Source organism: Rhizobium sp. CNPSo 3670 (assembly GCF_057784555.1).
This window is the reverse complement of sequence record NZ_JBXSOL010000004.1, coordinates 169,684-185,183: the sequence shown is the minus strand read 5'-3', so window position 1 is coordinate 185,183 and position 15,500 is coordinate 169,684. Positions and strand designations below refer to the sequence as shown.

General features: G+C 62.2%; 11 protein-coding genes. 4 read left to right on the top strand and 7 right to left on the bottom strand.

Annotated elements, in window-relative coordinates; all coding sequences use genetic code 11:
• Window positions 1–191: 191 nt before the first annotated feature.
• The 3 genes from AC13QO_RS05645 to AC13QO_RS05635 form a co-directional block, all read right to left on the bottom strand.
• The gene (locus tag AC13QO_RS05645; protein ID WP_488540105.1) at window positions 192–1,271 is read right to left on the bottom strand and encodes a YcjF family protein; all 1,080 of its coding nucleotides are present in this window, start codon (window positions 1,269–1,271) and stop codon (window positions 192–194) included.
• Complete coding sequence (locus tag AC13QO_RS05640) at window positions 1,268–2,743, bottom strand: YcjX family GTP-binding protein (protein ID WP_488540104.1); 1,476 nt, start codon at window positions 2,741–2,743, stop codon at window positions 1,268–1,270. The genes AC13QO_RS05645 and AC13QO_RS05640 overlap by 4 nt, the downstream gene beginning before the upstream one ends.
• 75 nt (window positions 2,744–2,818) lie before the next feature.
• Window positions 2,819–3,313, bottom strand: a complete 495-nt coding sequence (locus AC13QO_RS05635; RefSeq protein ID WP_488540103.1) for a SixA phosphatase family protein — start codon at window positions 3,311–3,313, stop codon at window positions 2,819–2,821.
• A 275-nt stretch (window positions 3,314–3,588) separates the two neighbouring features.
• On the opposite strand from AC13QO_RS05635, the gene dksA reads away from it, so the two are divergent.
• Window positions 3,589–4,008, top strand: coding sequence for an RNA polymerase-binding protein DksA (gene dksA, locus AC13QO_RS05630; protein ID WP_008525884.1), 420 nt, complete (start codon window positions 3,589–3,591; stop codon window positions 4,006–4,008).
• Between the two features lie 91 nt (window positions 4,009–4,099).
• On the opposite strand, the gene AC13QO_RS05625 is transcribed toward dksA, so the two are convergent.
• Window positions 4,100–4,735, bottom strand: a complete 636-nt coding sequence (locus AC13QO_RS05625; RefSeq protein WP_488540181.1) for a DUF1062 domain-containing protein — start codon at window positions 4,733–4,735, stop codon at window positions 4,100–4,102.
• A gap of 382 nt (window positions 4,736–5,117) precedes the next feature.
• Window positions 5,118–6,137 carry a flagellar biosynthetic protein FliO gene (locus AC13QO_RS05620; RefSeq protein ID WP_488540102.1) on the bottom strand — a complete coding sequence of 340 codons (1,020 nt, stop codon included), beginning with the start codon at window positions 6,135–6,137 and terminating at the stop codon, window positions 5,118–5,120.
• 304 nt (window positions 6,138–6,441) lie between these two features.
• On the opposite strand from AC13QO_RS05620, the gene cckA reads away from it, so the two are divergent.
• Window positions 6,442–9,042, top strand: coding sequence for a cell cycle histidine kinase CckA (cckA, locus tag AC13QO_RS05615; protein WP_488540101.1), 2,601 nt, complete (start codon window positions 6,442–6,444; stop codon window positions 9,040–9,042).
• Window positions 9,043–9,312: 270 nt separating this feature from the next.
• Here cckA and AC13QO_RS05610 read toward each other — a convergent pair whose 3' ends face one another.
• Together AC13QO_RS05610 and AC13QO_RS05605 are read right to left on the bottom strand one after the other, a co-directional pair.
• Window positions 9,313–10,239 (bottom strand): pseudouridine-5'-phosphate glycosidase, encoded by a 927-nt coding sequence (locus AC13QO_RS05610; RefSeq protein WP_488540100.1) that lies wholly within the window; start codon window positions 10,237–10,239, stop codon window positions 9,313–9,315.
• Window positions 10,240–10,328: 89 nt separating this feature from the next.
• Window positions 10,329–11,273, bottom strand: coding sequence for a carbohydrate kinase family protein (locus AC13QO_RS05605; protein ID WP_285193804.1), 945 nt, complete (start codon window positions 11,271–11,273; stop codon window positions 10,329–10,331).
• A 229-nt stretch (window positions 11,274–11,502) separates the two neighbouring features.
• On the opposite strand from AC13QO_RS05605, the gene recA reads away from it, so the two are divergent.
• The gene (recA, locus tag AC13QO_RS05600; protein WP_085780083.1) at window positions 11,503–12,591 is read left to right on the top strand and encodes a recombinase RecA; all 1,089 of its coding nucleotides are present in this window, start codon (window positions 11,503–11,505) and stop codon (window positions 12,589–12,591) included.
• 155 nt (window positions 12,592–12,746) lie between these two features.
• A complete protein-coding gene (gene alaS, locus AC13QO_RS05595; protein ID WP_488540099.1) occupies window positions 12,747–15,401 on the top strand; it encodes an alanine--tRNA ligase in 2,655 nt (884 codons plus the stop codon).
• Window positions 15,402–15,500 lie beyond the last annotated feature (99 nt).

Genomic DNA, 15,500 nt, shown 5'->3' with positions numbered 1-15,500 from the left:
ACCACTCACGAACTGGTGCCAAGTTTTGCCGAAGAATGGTTAATCCTTCCTTTCGATTGTGCCGAAATGCGAGGGATTGGATTTCTGTCATGCCGCGTGGATTTTAGGATCCGGCGGCTACAGTGTTGAATCTACTTAACTTCGCCAACTTCACCCAAGGGAAGGAGAGAGCTGCGGAATCGCCTCGTCGGTTAAGGATTGTTGCCGCGCGGCGACATTGAAGGTGTGAGATCGCCGATAAAATCGCCGATTCCCGGTCGCTTTACCGCGCGAAAGGCAAGTGGACGACAAAGATCCATCGCCGCGATTCCGATGCGAGCAGTCATCAGACCGTTGATCACGCCCTCGCCGAGTCGGGCCGATAGCTTTGAGGCCAGCCCGTGGCCGAGCACCTGCTGGACGAGACTGTCGCCGACAGCGATCGAGCCGGTGACGGCGAGGTGGGCCAGCACGTCACGCAGGAGGCGGAACATGCCGAGCGTGCCGGGGCGGCCTCCGTAGAGCTCGGCCATGGCGCGGATGAGGCGCACGGACTCGTAGAGCACATAAAGCAGATCGACGATCGCGCGCGGGCTGACGGCGGTGACGATCGAGACACGCTTGGAGGCGTTGACGATGAGGGCCCGCGCTTTGCGGTCGAGTGGGGCCAGCAGCTCGCGTTCGGCCAGGGCGATCAGATGCGGGGGGTCGATGACCTCACCCTCGGTCGCCTTCAGCGTCGCGCGGCCCTTCGATGTCTCGGGATTGGCCGCAAGAAGCGTAGTGAGGCGCGCAACGACGGCGCGCGCTTTCGCCGGCCGTGTTTCGAGGATCGCCGCCTCTGCTTCCGCCTTGATCGCCTGAACAGCGGCAAGGCGCATCATGCCCGCGGTCTCGCGGATGACAAGGGCAAGCACGGCGAGGACGCCGATCGCCAGCACGCCAAGAGCTGCATAACCCAGCCAGTCGGCGCGGGTGAAGAGATCGCGGATCAGCCGGTCGGTCCAGAGGCCGATGCCGAGCGACAGCAGGATCCCGAAGGCGCCTAGTGCGATCTTACCGAAGGAGGAGCGCCGCTTGCGCGGTGTTGCCACCGGCACTGCGCTCGCATCCCTGTCCGGATTGATGAAGGGATCGTCCTCGTCGGGCGTCAAGACGATGTCGTCCGAGAAGCTTTCCGGTCTGCGTCGGCCTTGCTGTTGCCGGCCGTTGTCGCGCGGCACGGCAGCCCCATCCTCATAGGTGAAGGCGGCGGGTGGGCGGCGCGGCAAATCGGAGGGGGGCTTACTCATGCGAGACGGTCTCCGAACAGGAACTGCATGGCGCGGTCAAGGCGGATATGCGGCACAGACAGCTTGATGCCGCCGCCGGTCTCCTCGAGATGGGGTGGGCGGAATCTGACGACGTTAACGTCGGGCAGGATATCGGCGGTCTCGCCGGAAGCGATGCGGTCGAACAGGCTTTCCGGATCCCGCGGCAGGTCTCCGGGGAAGATCGCGGTCTTTCTCTGGCCGTCGAATCGTTCGCCGGCAATGGTTTCGCCCTCCATCGGCGTGCCGACGATGACAGGCAGCTCGTGGCCGTCGCGTTTGACCGATGCCTCGCGCGTGGCGCGCACGGAGGCGAGCGCCATCACGTCGATGCCGGCTCCGGCCATGCCGATGCGGGCGATGGCGCGATCGACGAGGCGGCGGGTCAGCGCATCGAGCCGATCATGGCTCTCATGATGGAGATGGTCGGCCTTGGTTGCGGCGACCAGCACACGGTCGATGCGGCGCCCCAGCAGCGACGAGAGCAGCGAATTGGTGCCCGGGCGGAAACAGGCGAGCACGTCGGTCAGCGCGCGCTCCAGATCCTGGACGGCTTCGGGGCCGCGGTTCATGGCCTGCAGCGCGTCGACCAGCACGATCTGGCGGTCGAGCCGGGCGAAATGCTCGCGGAAAAATGGTTTGACGACGACGGATTTATAGGCCTCGTAACGTCGCTCCATCATCGTCCAGAGCGAGCCGCGATCGGGACGTGTGTTCGGTGGCAGGACGAGCGGGGCGAAAGTCAGCGCCGGCGAGCCGTCGAGATCGCCGGGTAGAAGCAGCCGCCCGGGCGGCAAGGTGGAGAGCGAGCGCTCGTCGGCCTTGCAGGCCTTGAGGTAATCCGCAAAGGCGGTGGCAAGCGCGCGGGCAGCCATCTCGTCGGCGCCGGCATTTATATCGGCGGCACGGGTCAGCGCCAACCATTGCCGCGACAGTTCGGAGCGCACGCCGATTTGCGCGAGCGCGATCGTTTCCTCGCTGAAGGTGCGGTAATCCTTGCCGAGCAGCGGCAGGTCGAGCAGCCATTCGCCTGGATAATCGACGATATCTATCGACAGCCGGCCGGGCGAGAACAGGCGGTTCCAGCCGCTGGCGCTCTGATAATCGAGCGTGATGCGCAGTTCGGAAATGGCGCGTGTCGAATCCGGCCAGACGCGATCCTTCACCAGCGCCCGGATATGATCCTCATATTGGAAACGGGGCACAGCGTCATCCGGCTGCGGCTCCAGCCGCACGGCTGAAACGCGCCCCGACTGCACCGGCTCGAACAGCGGCAGCCGGCCGCCATGCAGGAGATTGTGAACAAGCGAGGAGATGAAGACCGTCTTGCCGGAACGGGAGAGGCCGGTGACGCCGAGCCGCACGGTCGGATTGACGAGGCCGCTTGCCCTGTCGGCGAGATTATCAAACGCGATGCGGGCGTCGTCGGCGAGGGATGTCAGGCGTGGCGGCAAGGCGCAATTCCGGTTGATGACTGCCGGCAATATAGGAAGACTGCGTCGCCCGAAAAAGAAGCGCAGCGAAAGACTTCAGACGACGAGGAAATCGATAAGACGCCAGCCGCTTTCGGAAGCGTCAAAATCGACAACGGCGAGGCCCGCCGTCGGAAAGCCGGCGGGAAGTGCGTTCACCATAGCCTCGTGGCCGATCAGCGCCTCAAGCGCCTGCTCGATCGTCGGGTTGTGGCCGATCAGCATGACGGCGGCCTTATCCTGCGCATCGACGATCTCGACATAGGTATCGACCGTGGCGTTGTAGAGCGAGTCGATGTAATTCACGTCCAGTGCCACACCCATCGCCCGATGGACGGCATCGGCGGTGTCGCGGCAGCGCAGCGCCGTCGAACTGATCAGAAGATCGGGACGGTAGCCCTTGTCGGCGGCTTTGTCGGCGATAACCTCGGCATCGCCGTAACCTTTTTCGTTGAGCGGCCGGTCGAAATCGCGCTGTCCGGGTTCGGCCCAGGCGGCCTCGGCATGACGCAGGAGATAGATGCGATTGGGCGGAGGCAGCGGTACGGTCATGGGCAAATCCAGGATCGGCGGGTCTTTTCAGTAGCGGTTGCGATCCTCCGCCGTCAACCGCCAGCCATGCCGCAACGCCCCAAAACGTGGCCGAAAACACGGCGTTTTGAAGACGAGACGAAAATTGCGGCCGCGAATAATCATGAGAAAATAGTCCGTTAGCTGAAAATTGTAACAGATTTAAAAATCTGTTTAGCTGTCGTATTTGGCTTGAATCGCGGCTAGCGCTTGGGATATACACCCCGCCAGATGAGATGTTCTTCAGGAGAATCGCGTTGAGTGAGAAGATCGATCTTAGCAATTACGTTCCCTCGGAAGAGGAAGAATTCATGAACGTAAACCAGCGTGCCTACTTCAGGGCAAAGCTGGTCGCCTGGAAAAACGATATCCTTAGAGAAGCGCGCGAAACACTCGACCATCTGGCCGAGGAAAGCGCAAACCATCCCGATCTCGCCGACAGGGCGTCGTCGGAAACCGACCGGGCGATCGAACTTCGCGCCCGCGACCGGCAGAGAAAATTGATCTCCAAGATCGACGCGGCGCTGCAGCGCATCGAAGACGGCACCTACGGCTATTGCGAGGAAACCGGCGAACCGATCGGTCTCAAGCGTCTCGACGCCCGCCCGATCGCGACGCTGTCGATCGAGGCGCAGGAGCGCCACGAACGTCGCGAAAAGGTCTACCGCGACGAATGACCATCCCCATGCAGAGATGAGACAAATTCAGCGCCGCGATCCGATCGCGGCGCTTTTTGTTGAGTCATCTCCCGGCGTGTCGAAGAAGAGGTTACGGGCAAGCGTCGGTCGCCAGAGCTTTCCAGATTGGTTCCCGCTCCGCCTGCGTGGGGAGATCGATTGTGACGAGGGTGCCATTCATGATCCGCCGTCGCATGATGTCGGCCCGGTCGGGCTCTGTTCGACAGAGGCCCCGATCGTGAAGAGCCTGGAGGCGGGAGCGTGACATTTTCAACTCGCCGGCCAGCAGCCGATCCAGGCGTATGCTCGTTGGAAACGGAGCCGCCAGTTCGATTTCCAGGCTCGTCCAGCCTCCGGTCTTGTGCCGGATCTCCTTGGCGATGTCGAAATCGGCGAACTCGTCCACACGCTGTGACTTGCGCCGCAGCGCATCAAGATTGAAGGTTTCCGCCCGAATCCAGTCCGGGTCGTTGGACTGCAGCGCGTCGAGAATCATCGGATCGACGTCTCGAATATTCCGGCGTTCGAAGATCGGGCGGTTCCATGTCCTTTCGTAGATCAGGCATTTGTAAATCAGCCAGGCGTCGAGCTTGCGACCGTTGGCATTGAGCCGGACCTTGCCGCTGGATCGGAAAGCTCTGAGGCCCCCGCATCCACCGCAGGCAATCCATGGCTGGGGCGCCGTTTTGGGAGTGATGGTCCATCGGACCCGAAGTGTCTTGCACATATCGTCTTGGTCTTCCGTTCGGAAGTCCACCAAGATGGTGCATGAGAAAACCCTTGCGGGCGCGGTATGGCGATGTTGTGGGCGGCTGAAGAGCTGAGACAGCGGAGCTGCACATGGCACATTGTAACAATGCCAAACCGGTCTCTCGCCACCACCCGATGAACATGTTCGCAAGCCGCCAGCGCATCACTTGCGGCTACACGGGTGAAACTGGGGTGAGACCGGTATTTACTTTGGCAAAGTCTACCTCGGATGCGCCAATGCTCTTCAACCTGACCGATAGCAAATGATCGGCGTGATAGGGAGTCCCCAAGGCGTCGGCGAGGTTTATGCAACTTAATGACGAAGCTAACGGATGACAACCGAGATGTAAGCGTTTGTCTTACTTGTCGCGATTGACGCTCATTTCGCCGAAGATGCGGGCGACTTCTTTCTGCAGGTCGGTGTCGGCACCGGTGATGGGGGCAAGCTCGGGATCACGGCGCGGCTGGTTGGCCGGCTGCGGTGCGGCCTGGCGAGGGGCCTGATTTGCCGGGGCCGGCACGATCCGCTCGGCCGTCAGATTGTTCGACATTTCCTCTTCCAACACCCGTTGGAAATCACGGCGGATCGCCGCTGCCGATTGCGCAGCCGCATCATCCTCGGCGGCAGCGGTGCGCGGCGCCGGCATATCCGGGGCGGAGACCTCGGGCTCGATGCGCTGTTGCGGCAGCACGCGCTGTCGGGCGGCATCCAGGATTTCGGCGGCGCTTGCGGTATCCCGGAACGATGCCGGTTGCGTGCTGGCGGGAGCAGAGGGGCGCTCCGGGGTGCGCGGCTGGGGCGAGGCAGCGCGCAGGGGTTGGTCGCGTTCGGCCGATAGAGGTGCCGTCGCCGGTTCTGGCGGAAGAGGGCTGGTGGCAACCGGCGGCGGTATGGTGGGCAGGGCCGATGGTTCGGGGCGGGGCCGCGGCTCCGACGCGGGCGCAGCGAAGGCGGGCTCGGCGGCCGGCTCGGCGCCGGGGGTGACCGGCGCACGGGCGGTGGAAACAGGCGGTGTTTCCGACCGGGGGACTGCGATCGGCCGCTCGGCGGCAGGCTCCGGGCGTGAGAGGCTTTCCGGCTGTTCGGACTTCTCCGGCAGGATGCGGCTTTCAATGACGATATCGGTCGGGCCACCGATCATGATAAGATGCTCGACATCATCTCGGCGCACCAGCACCAGCCGGCGGCGGGCGTCGACGGCTGCCGCATCCAGCACCTGCAGGCGGGGCTGACGGTTGCGGCCGCCGCGTACGAAGGGCGAAGGGGCGCGACCTCGCATCAGCCAGAGTGCAAGAATGAGCAAGAGGAGCGCCAGGCCGACGCCACCGGCCGCAAGCAGGAAACGGCTGCCATAGGCTGCGACAAGATCATCGAACATGGTCACTCACTCCATTTCACATTCGGCACATATTGACGACTTTTCCGTTCCTTAGGCAAGGGCAGCCGGTCCTGTCCAGCCATGCACGAACGCGATTTCGTGTTATGCCGAATTGCAGCTGCCGGCTTCGGGCGGGACGCTGCCGCAGGTATCCGGCGCAGATGGCGCTCTTGCCTGTGAATTCAAGCGGTCTTGCCGGCGACCGGTGTTTTTGCCGGCGTGGCAAATTGCTAAGAAGGAAAGAGCGCCTGATTCCCGCTTCTTGTTCGTGCTACGAGGTGGGAAAGGCTTATGCGAGGAATATATGACGAAACCGCGTCAGGTCGACGACTATAACGCACCGCTTGTGGATCGTGGGGGGCGTTCTGGCACGGTTTTGCGCATTCTTCTCCTGGCGCTCGTGCTGATCGCGGCCGCAGGGGCTTTTGTCGTCTTCAAGCGATCGCTCGACAACGAGATGGTGCTCGGCGGTCTCGGCGTTCTCGCCATGGTCGGCATCTTCTTCCTGGTATCTTCCGTTATCGGCTTCATCGAGGTGATGCCGCAGCGCCAGTCCGACAGCTTGGCGCGCGCCTTCCTCAACAGCCACCCGGACGGCACGCTGATCACCGACGAAAAGGGCCGGATCATCTATGCCAACGCCGCCTATGGCGCGCTCACCGGCGCGCGCAAGGCAACAGAAGTGCAGACGCTGGAAACGCTGCTGTCGCGGCACCGCGAATCCAACGAGGCGCTCTACCGGCTGATCAATGGTCTGCGCGAGGGCAAGGAGGGCCGGGAGGAATTCCGCCTGCTGCGCGCCGTCGGGCCCGGCAGCAACAGCTCGGGCGCGCATTGGTACCGGCTGAAGGTACGGCTGCTGCAGCCGGAGGATGGTGGCGGCAAGCCGCTGCAGATCTGGCAGATCACTGACATCACCGCCGAACGCGACGATCAGGAGCGCTTCTTCAAGGAGCTGCAGAATGCGATCGATTATCTCGACCACGCGCCGGCCGGCTTCTTCTCCGCCGGCAGGAAGGGCGAGATCTTCTACCTGAACGCGACGCTTGCAGAGTGGCTGGGCCTCGACCTAACCAAGTTCCTGCCGGGTTCGATGTCGATCGGCGACCTGGTGGCGGGCGAGGGGCTGGCGCTGATCCAATCGGTGCAGGCCGAGCCCGGCCTGAAAAAAACCGTGACGCTGGATCTCGATCTGCGCAAGACCAACGGCCAGAGCCTGCCGGTGCAGATCATCCATAGCGTCACCTCAATGCGCGACGGGGCGCCCGGTGAAAGCCGGACGATCGTGCTGGCGCGCGAAAAGAGCAGCGAGAGCGGCCAGTCGGCTTCGGCGGCCGCCATGCGCTTTACCCGCTTTTTCAACAATACACCGATGGCAATCGCCTCGGTCGACGGCGACGGACGCATCCTGCGCACCAACGCGCCGTTCCTCAAGCTGTTCTCCGGCATCGTCTCGCGCGACGACCTGGAAAAGGCGCCATATCTGGAAACGATCGTGCAGGAGAGCGATCGGCCGCAACTAGCCGCGGCGCTGACGGCCGCCAAGGACCGGCAGAGCGACATCCCGCCGCTCGACACCCGCACGCCGACAGACGAGGCGCGCTATTTCCGCTTTTATGTCAACGCCGTTATCGACCAGAGCGACGAGGCGCCGGAAGAGGCGGCGATCGTCTATGCCGTCGAGGTGACCGAGCAGAAGGCGCTGGAAGCGCAGATGGCGCAGACGCAGAAGATGAACGCTGTCGGAACGCTGGCCGGCGGTATCGCGCATGATTTCAATAACGTCCTGACGGCGATCCTGCTTTCTTCCGATCACCTGCTGCTGCAGGCGCGTCCTTCCGATGCAAGCTTCGCCGATCTGATGGAGATCAAGCGTAACGCCAACCGCGCCGCGGTGCTGGTGCGCCAGTTGCTCGCCTTCTCACGCAAGCAGACAATGCGGCCTTCGGTGCTGAACCTCACCGATGTCGTCGGCGACCTGCGCATGCTGGTCGACCGACTGCTCTCCGGCACCAATGTCAAGCTCGATGTGCAATATGGCCGCGATCTCTGGCCCGTCAAAACAGACCTTTCGCAATTCGAGCAGGTGCTGATCAATCTCTGCGTCAATGCGCGCGACGCCATGCCTGACGGCGGCACGCTGACGCTGCGCACCCGCAATTTGACCGCAGCCGAGGTTGCGGCCTTCAATTACTCCTACATGCCGGCCGAGGACATGGTGCTGGTCGAAGTCGCCGATACTGGTACAGGCATCGCGCCGGAGATCATGGACAAGATTTTCGAGCCCTTCTTCACCACCAAGGATGTCGGCAAGGGCACCGGGCTTGGTCTCGCCATGGTCTACGGCATCGTCAAGCAATCGGGCGGCTACATCCAGCCGGAATCCGAAGTCGGCAAAGGCACGACCTTCCGGGTCTTCCTGCCGCGCCACATCCCAGAACCGGCGATTGCCGCGGAGGCGGGTTCGATCGACAACGCCATCAATGAAGTCCCAGCCGCGCCGGCGGTGGCCGCGCAGCAGCCGGAGGACCTGACCGGCTCGGCCGTCGTCCTTCTCGTAGAAGACGAGGAAGCGGTGCGCCGCGGCGGCAAGCGCATGCTGGAAACGCGCGGCTACACCGTGCATGAGGCTGGCTCGGGCGTCGAGGCGCTGAGCATCATGGAGGACCTCGAGGGCAAGGTCGACATCGTCGTTTCCGACGTGGTGATGCCTGAAATGGACGGCCCGACGCTGCTGCGCGAGTTGCGTAAGAACTATCCCGACCTGAAATTCATCTTCGTTTCCGGCTATGCCGAGGACGCCTTCGCCCGCAATCTGCCGCCGGATGCGAAATTCGGATTTTTGCCGAAGCCGTTCTCGCTGAAGCAGCTTGCCGTGGTGGTGAAGGAAACGTTGGATAGCTGATTACGGCTTAATGGTTTGCGGAGAGGCACACTATGTGGCACCCCGCTCTGCCCTGTCGGGCATCTCCCCCACAGGTGGGGAGATCGGCTGGGCGCGATGGATTCCTCAAACAACTGCCGTATGATTGTTCCGCTACTGTAGCGAGGGAACGATGGTCCGGCCTCTTGCCGATCTCCACCCTAGTGGGGGAGATGTCCGGCAGGACAGAGGGGGGTGCCACACGGCCAACCCTCTCTGAAAATCCTCAAGCCGATAAAACGAACCCACCAATTACTCACCCAACGCCACGGCAATCTCTGCCGCAAGCCGCGCATTGTTTTCCACCAGCGCGATATTCGTCTTCAGGCTCTGGCCGTCCGTCAGGTCGAAAATGGTCGAGAGTAGATAGGGCGTCACCGCCTTGCCGTTGATTTCGTCGCGTTCGGCACTATCAAGCGCCCGCTCGATATAGATCTCCATCTCCTCACGCGCGATTTCGTCGGCTTCCGGCACCGGATTGGCGACGAGCATGCCGCCGTCGATGCCGAGCTGTTCGCGCACCGTCTGGAAATTGGCGATGGCCGCCGGGCTGTTCAGCGAGAGCGGGCTGCGGATACCTGATGAACGCGACCAGAAGGCGGGGAATTCTTCGCTCTCATAGGTGACGACAGGTACGCCGCGGGTCTCCAGCACTTCAAGCGTCTTTGGAATGTCAAGGATCGCCTTGGCGCCGGCGCAGACGACGATAACGCCGGTGCGCGCCAATTCCTCAAGATCGGCTGATATATCGAAGCTTTCCTCAGCGCCGCGATGCACGCCGCCGATGCCGCCTGTGGCAAAGACACGAATGCCGGCGCGGGCCGCCGCGATCATCGTCGCAGCAACCGTCGTTGCGCCCGTGCGCCGTTCGGCGATTGCGAAGGCGAGATCGGCGCGTGACACCTTCATGACCTCCTTTGCCTTGGCAAGCTGCTCCAGTTGCGCAGCTTCAAGGCCGATATGAAGGGTGCCGTGGATGACCGCGATCGTCGCCGGCACCGCGCCCTGTTCGCGAATGATCGTCTCGACGCTGCGCGCCATTTCGATATTGCCGGGATAGGGCATGCCATGGGTGATGATGGTCGATTCCAGCGCCACCAGTGGTGCGCCGCGCTGCTTGGCGCTGGCGACGTCCTTCGAATAGGCGATCGGCAGAAGAGGGGAGATGGGCTTGGTCATGGTCTTATCCTGTGATCGGCAGAGCATGATACCAAAAGCGTGGGCGGCTTTCGAAACGGCATCTTGCTCAACTCTTTAATTCAGCCGCTTCAATGCAGAATTCTGACCTTGGGAACAAGGGCAAGCGCCTCATTCAAGAGATTCGGAGTCAGATTTTCGTTGACGGCGTGCCGTGACTGCACCGTGAGCGCTGCCGCCGCCGCGCCGTAGCGAACGGCCTCCTCAAGCGGCAGGCCTGATATCAAGGCGGCGAGCGTGCCGGCGGCAAGGGAATCGCCGGCGCCGGTAACATCGGCGACGGTTTCGGCGATTGGCGGCTGCAGCGCCACGGCGCGGTCTTTGCAAATCGCAACGAGCTCGCGCCGTCCGCGGGTGACGACGGCGTTTCTGATGCCGATCTCATTCAGGAGCGGCGGCCAACCGCCCGAATCCTCCGGCTGCAAGCCGGTAACGGCGGCGGCTTCGGCCTCGTTCAGGAACAGATAATCGATATCCCTAATGCAGGGTTTCAGCCGGACCACCTTGGCCGGCGAGATGGCGATGGCCGCAACGGGTTTGGCCAGGGAGTTCGCCTTGGCGACGATCGCCGCGATTGTCTCTTCCGGCAGATTGGCGTCGACGAGAATGAAATCATGGGCGGCGAAGGCCTCGCGCACCCAGCGGATGGACAGGCGCCGCGGCACGAAGAAACGGTAGAGATCCATGTCGGCAAGGGCGATCACGAGGTCGCCGTTCTTCTCGATGATCGCCGTATAGCTCGGTGTCTTGCGGTCGAGGAAGACGAAGGGCCGGTCGTCGATTCCGGCGAAATCGGCAGCTTCGCCGACCATTTCGCCGATGGGATCGCCGCCGCGCGGCGAGATCATCGTCACGTGAAAACCCAGTCTTGCAAGGTTACGCGCTGCGTTGAAACCGCCGCCGCCCGGCTCCTCGAACCAGGTGCCGGGATTGCTGGCGCCTGGCGCCGTTTCGCCGGAGATGCGGCCACGCCTGTCGATATGGGCACCGCCGAGAACGAGAATCTTTTTCATCAACTTACCCGGGATCATAAAGTGCGAAGGGCGAATCGATGCTCATTGCCCGGCCGCAGCAAAGCTTGCGCAGAGGGTCTAAGCCGTTGCTTTGCATCGATAAAACAAATGTAGAACACGGACCGTTTTACCTTTTTCTTTCAAATGTTTGTGCGCCTATTGCGGGAATGGAACAAATAGGGTACAAACTCGACATTGCTTGAGCGGCTTCAATAACCTAAAGGTGGATCGGATGTCTCAGAATACATTGCGGCTGGTAGAGGACAAATCGGTGGACAAAAGCAAGGCGCTTGAAGCGGCACTCTCACAGATAGAGCGGTCGTTCGGCAAGGGCTCGATCATGAAACTCGGCTCCAACGAGAACGTCGTCGAGATCGAGACGGTTTCGACGGGCTCGCTTGGTCTCGATATCGCGCTCGGAATTGGCGGCTTGCCGAAGGGCCGCATCATTGAAATCTATGGGCCGGAAAGCTCGGGCAAAACAACGCTTGCGCTGCAGACCATTGCGGAATCGCAGAAGAAGGGCGGCATCTGCGCCTTCGTCGATGCCGAACACGCGCTCGATCCAGTCTATGCCCGTAAGCTTGGCGTCGATCTGCAGAATCTGCTGATCTCGCAGCCAGATACCGGAGAGCAGGCGCTCGAAATCACCGACACGCTGGTGCGCTCCGGCGCCGTCGACGTTCTCGTCGTCGACTCGGTCGCCGCGCTGACGCCACGCGCCGAAATCGAAGGCGAGATGGGCGACAGCCTGCCGGGCATGCAGGCTCGCCTGATGAGCCAGGCGCTGCGCAAGCTGACCGCGTCGATCTCCAAGTCGAACTGCATGGTGATCTTCATCAACCAGATTCGCATGAAGATCGGCGTCATGTTCGGTTCTCCGGAAACGACGACCGGCGGCAATGCGCTGAAATTCTATGCCTCCGTGCGCCTCGACATTCGCCGCATCGGCTCGGTCAAGGAGCGCGAAGAGGTGGTCGGCAACCAGACCCGCGTCAAGGTAGTCAAGAACAAGATGGCGCCCCCCTTCAAGCAGGTCGAGTTCGACATCATGTACGGCGAAGGCGTGTCGAAGACGGGCGAGCTCGTCGACCTCGGCGTCAAGGCCGGCATCGTCGAGAAGTCGGGCGCCTGGTTCTCCTATAACAGCCAGCGTCTCGGCCAGGGTCGCGAAAACGCCAAGACCTTCCTGCGTGACAATCCGGATCTCGCCCGCGAGATCGAGCTGGCGCTGCGCCAGAATGCCGGCCTAATCGCCGATCGTTTCCTGCAGAATGGTGGTCCGGATGCCGATGACGGCGATGCTGCCGCTGAGATGTAATTTTCGCGCTTGAACTTGATTTGAAATCTCAGCCGGCCGCATTCCCTCATCAGAATGCGGCCGGTTTTGTTTGTCGGCTGGACAGTGGCGGAGGCGAACGTTAAAAGCCGATGGATTTGAATTTATCTGCCTACGGCAGCATTGAAGGGCATAGAATGAGCGGCGTAAACGACATCCGGTCGACCTTCCTCGACTATTTCAAGAAGAACGGCCACGAGATCGTTCCGTCCAGTCCGCTCGTGCCGCGCAACGACCCGACGCTGATGTTCACCAATGCCGGCATGGTGCAGTTCAAGAACGTCTTCACCGGCTTGGAAAAACGTCCTTATGCAACCGCGACAACCTCGCAGAAATGCGTGCGCGCCGGCGGCAAGCATAACGACCTCGACAATGTCGGCTATACCGCGCGTCACCTGACCTTCTTCGAGATGCTCGGCAATTTCTCCTTCGGCGACTATTTCAAGGAGAATGCGATCGAGCTGGCCTGGAAGCTCGTGACCGAAGGCTTTGACCTGCCGAAACATCGCCTGCTGGTGACCGTCTATTCCGAAGACGAGGAAGCAGCGGCTTTGTGGAAGAAGATCGCCGGTTTCTCCGACGACAAGATCATCCGCATCCCGACCTCCGACAATTTCTGGCAGATGGGCGATACCGGACCCTGCGGACCCTGCTCGGAAATCTTCATCGACCAGGGCGAGAATGTCTGGGGCGGCCCTCCCGGTTCGCCTGAGGAAGACGGCGACCGGTTCCTGGAATTCTGGAACCTGGTTTTCATGCAGTTCGAGCAGACCGAGCCGGGGGTTCGCAATCCGCTGCCGCGTCCGTCGATCGACACCGGCATGGGTCTGGAACGCATGGCCTGCATCCTTCAGGGCGTTCAGAGCGTCTTCGATACAGATCTTTTCCGCACGCTGACCGGCACAATCGAGGATACGATAGGAGTCAAGGCGGAAGGCAGCGCCAGCCACCGCGTCATCGCCGACCATCTGCGTTCCTCGGCCTTCCTGATTGCCGATGGCGTGCTGCCGTCGAATGAGGGCCGCGGCTATGTGCTGCGCCGTATCATGCGTCGCGCCATGCGGCACGCCCAGCTTCTCGGCGCCAAGGAGCCGCTGATGTATAAGCTGCTGCCGACGCTGGTGCAGGAGATGGGCCGCGCCTATCCGGAGCTCGTGCGGGCCGAGGCGCTGATCTCGGAGACGCTGAAGCTCGAAGAAGGTCGCTTCCGCAAGACGCTGGAGCGCGGCCTGTCGCTGCTGTCGGATGCGACCGCTGATCTCGGCAAGGGCGACATGCTGGATGGCGAGACCGCCTTCAAGCTTTACGACACCTACGGCTTCCCGCTCGACCTGACGCAAGACGCCCTGCGCGCTCGCGAGATCGGCGTCGACATAGCTGGTTTCACCGATGCCATGGAGCGCCAGAAGGCCGAAGCCCGGTCGCACTGGGCCGGCTCCGGCGAGAAGGCGACCGAAACCGTCTGGTTCGAGCTCAAGGAAAAGTATGGTGCAACCGAGTTCCTCGGTTATGACACAGAGAGCGCTGAAGGCGTGGTGCAGGCGATCGTCAAAGCCAGTGCCGTGGCCGACGAAGCCAAGGCCGGCGACAAGGTGCAGATCGTCGTCAACCAGACGCCTTTCTATGGAGAATCCGGTGGTCAGATGGGCGATACGGGCGTCATCTCCTCTGACCACGGCAAGATCGAGATATCGGACACACAGAAGAAGGGGGAGGGCCTCTTCGTGCATTCCGGCACGGTCGTCGAAGGTGCATTCAAGACCGGCGATGCTGTCGTTCTGACTGTCGACCATGCCCGCCGTTCGCGCCTGCGCGCCAACCATTCGGCGACCCACCTGCTGCACGAGGCGCTGCGCGAAGTGCTCGGCACCCATGTCGCGCAGAAGGGCTCGCTGGTTGCGCCCGAGCGTCTGCGCTTCGACGTTTCGCACCCCAAGCCGATGTCGGCCGAGGAGTTGAAGGTCGTCGAGGACATGGCAAACGAGATCGTTCTGCAGAATGCCCCCGTCACGACCCGCCTGATGAGCGTTGATGACGCGATCGCCGAAGGCGCAATGGCGCTCTTCGGCGAGAAATACGGCGATGAGGTGCGCGTCGTTTCGATGGGCACGGGTCTGCACGGCGCGAAGACCGACAAGCCTTACTCGGTCGAACTCTGCGGTGGTACGCATGTGTTGGCCACCGGCCAGATCGGGCTCGTCCGTATCCTCGGCGAAAGTGCAGTCGGCGCCGGCGTCCGTCGTATCGAAGCCGTGACCGGTGAAACGGCGCGTGAATATCTTGCCGAGCAGGACGAGCGCGTAAAGACGCTCGCGGCGTCGCTCAAGGTGCAGCCGTCGGAAGTCCTGTCGCGCGTCGAGGCGCTTATCGACGAGCGCCGCAAGCTCGAGAAGGAATTGGCCGACGCCAAGCGTAAACTCGCCATGGGCGGCGGGCAGGGCAACTCGGCCGATGCCGTGCGCGAAGTTGCCGGCGTCAAGTTCCTCGGCAAGGCTATATCGGGCGTCGACCCCAAGGATCTGAAGGGCCTCGCCGACGACGGCAAGACCAGCATCGGCTCCGGCGTCGTCGCCCTCGTCGGCGTGTCCGACGACGGCAAGGCGAGCGCAGTGGTTGCGGTGACGTCGGATCTCGTTCAGCGCTACAGCGCTGTCGACCTCGTCCGCATCGCCTCGGCTGCTCTCGGCGGCAAGGGGGGCGGCGGCCGCCCCGACATGGCCCAGGCCGGCGGCCCCGACGGATCGAAGGCTGATGACGCCATAGAGGCCGTGGCTTTGGCGCTCGCCGGCTGATCATCAGATCTGCGGATTTTCAAACGGCGGAGGCTCGGCTTCCGCCTTTTTTCGCTTCAGCTTCCGCAGCAGGTCCGCAGGATTTGTCAATTCGATATA

Excerpts from the sequence above, each read along its gene's own strand:
- AC13QO_RS05645 (WP_488540105.1), bottom strand. The coding sequence starts at position 1,271 with ATGAGTAAGCCCCCCTCCGATTTGCCGCGCCGCCCACCCGCCGCCTTC.
- AC13QO_RS05635 (WP_488540103.1), bottom strand. The coding sequence starts at position 3,313 with ATGACCGTACCGCTGCCTCCGCCCAATCGCATCTATCTCCTGCGTCAT.
- AC13QO_RS05625 (WP_488540181.1), bottom strand. The coding sequence starts at position 4,735 with ATGTGCAAGACACTTCGGGTCCGATGGACCATCACTCCCAAAACGGCG.
- AC13QO_RS05620 (WP_488540102.1), bottom strand. The coding sequence starts at position 6,137 with ATGTTCGATGATCTTGTCGCAGCCTATGGCAGCCGTTTCCTGCTTGCG.
- cckA (WP_488540101.1), top strand. The coding sequence starts at position 6,442 with ATGACGAAACCGCGTCAGGTCGACGACTATAACGCACCGCTTGTGGAT.
- AC13QO_RS05610 (WP_488540100.1), bottom strand. The coding sequence starts at position 10,239 with ATGACCAAGCCCATCTCCCCTCTTCTGCCGATCGCCTATTCGAAGGAC.
- recA (WP_085780083.1), top strand. The coding sequence starts at position 11,503 with ATGTCTCAGAATACATTGCGGCTGGTAGAGGACAAATCGGTGGACAAA.
- alaS (WP_488540099.1), top strand. The coding sequence starts at position 12,747 with ATGAGCGGCGTAAACGACATCCGGTCGACCTTCCTCGACTATTTCAAG.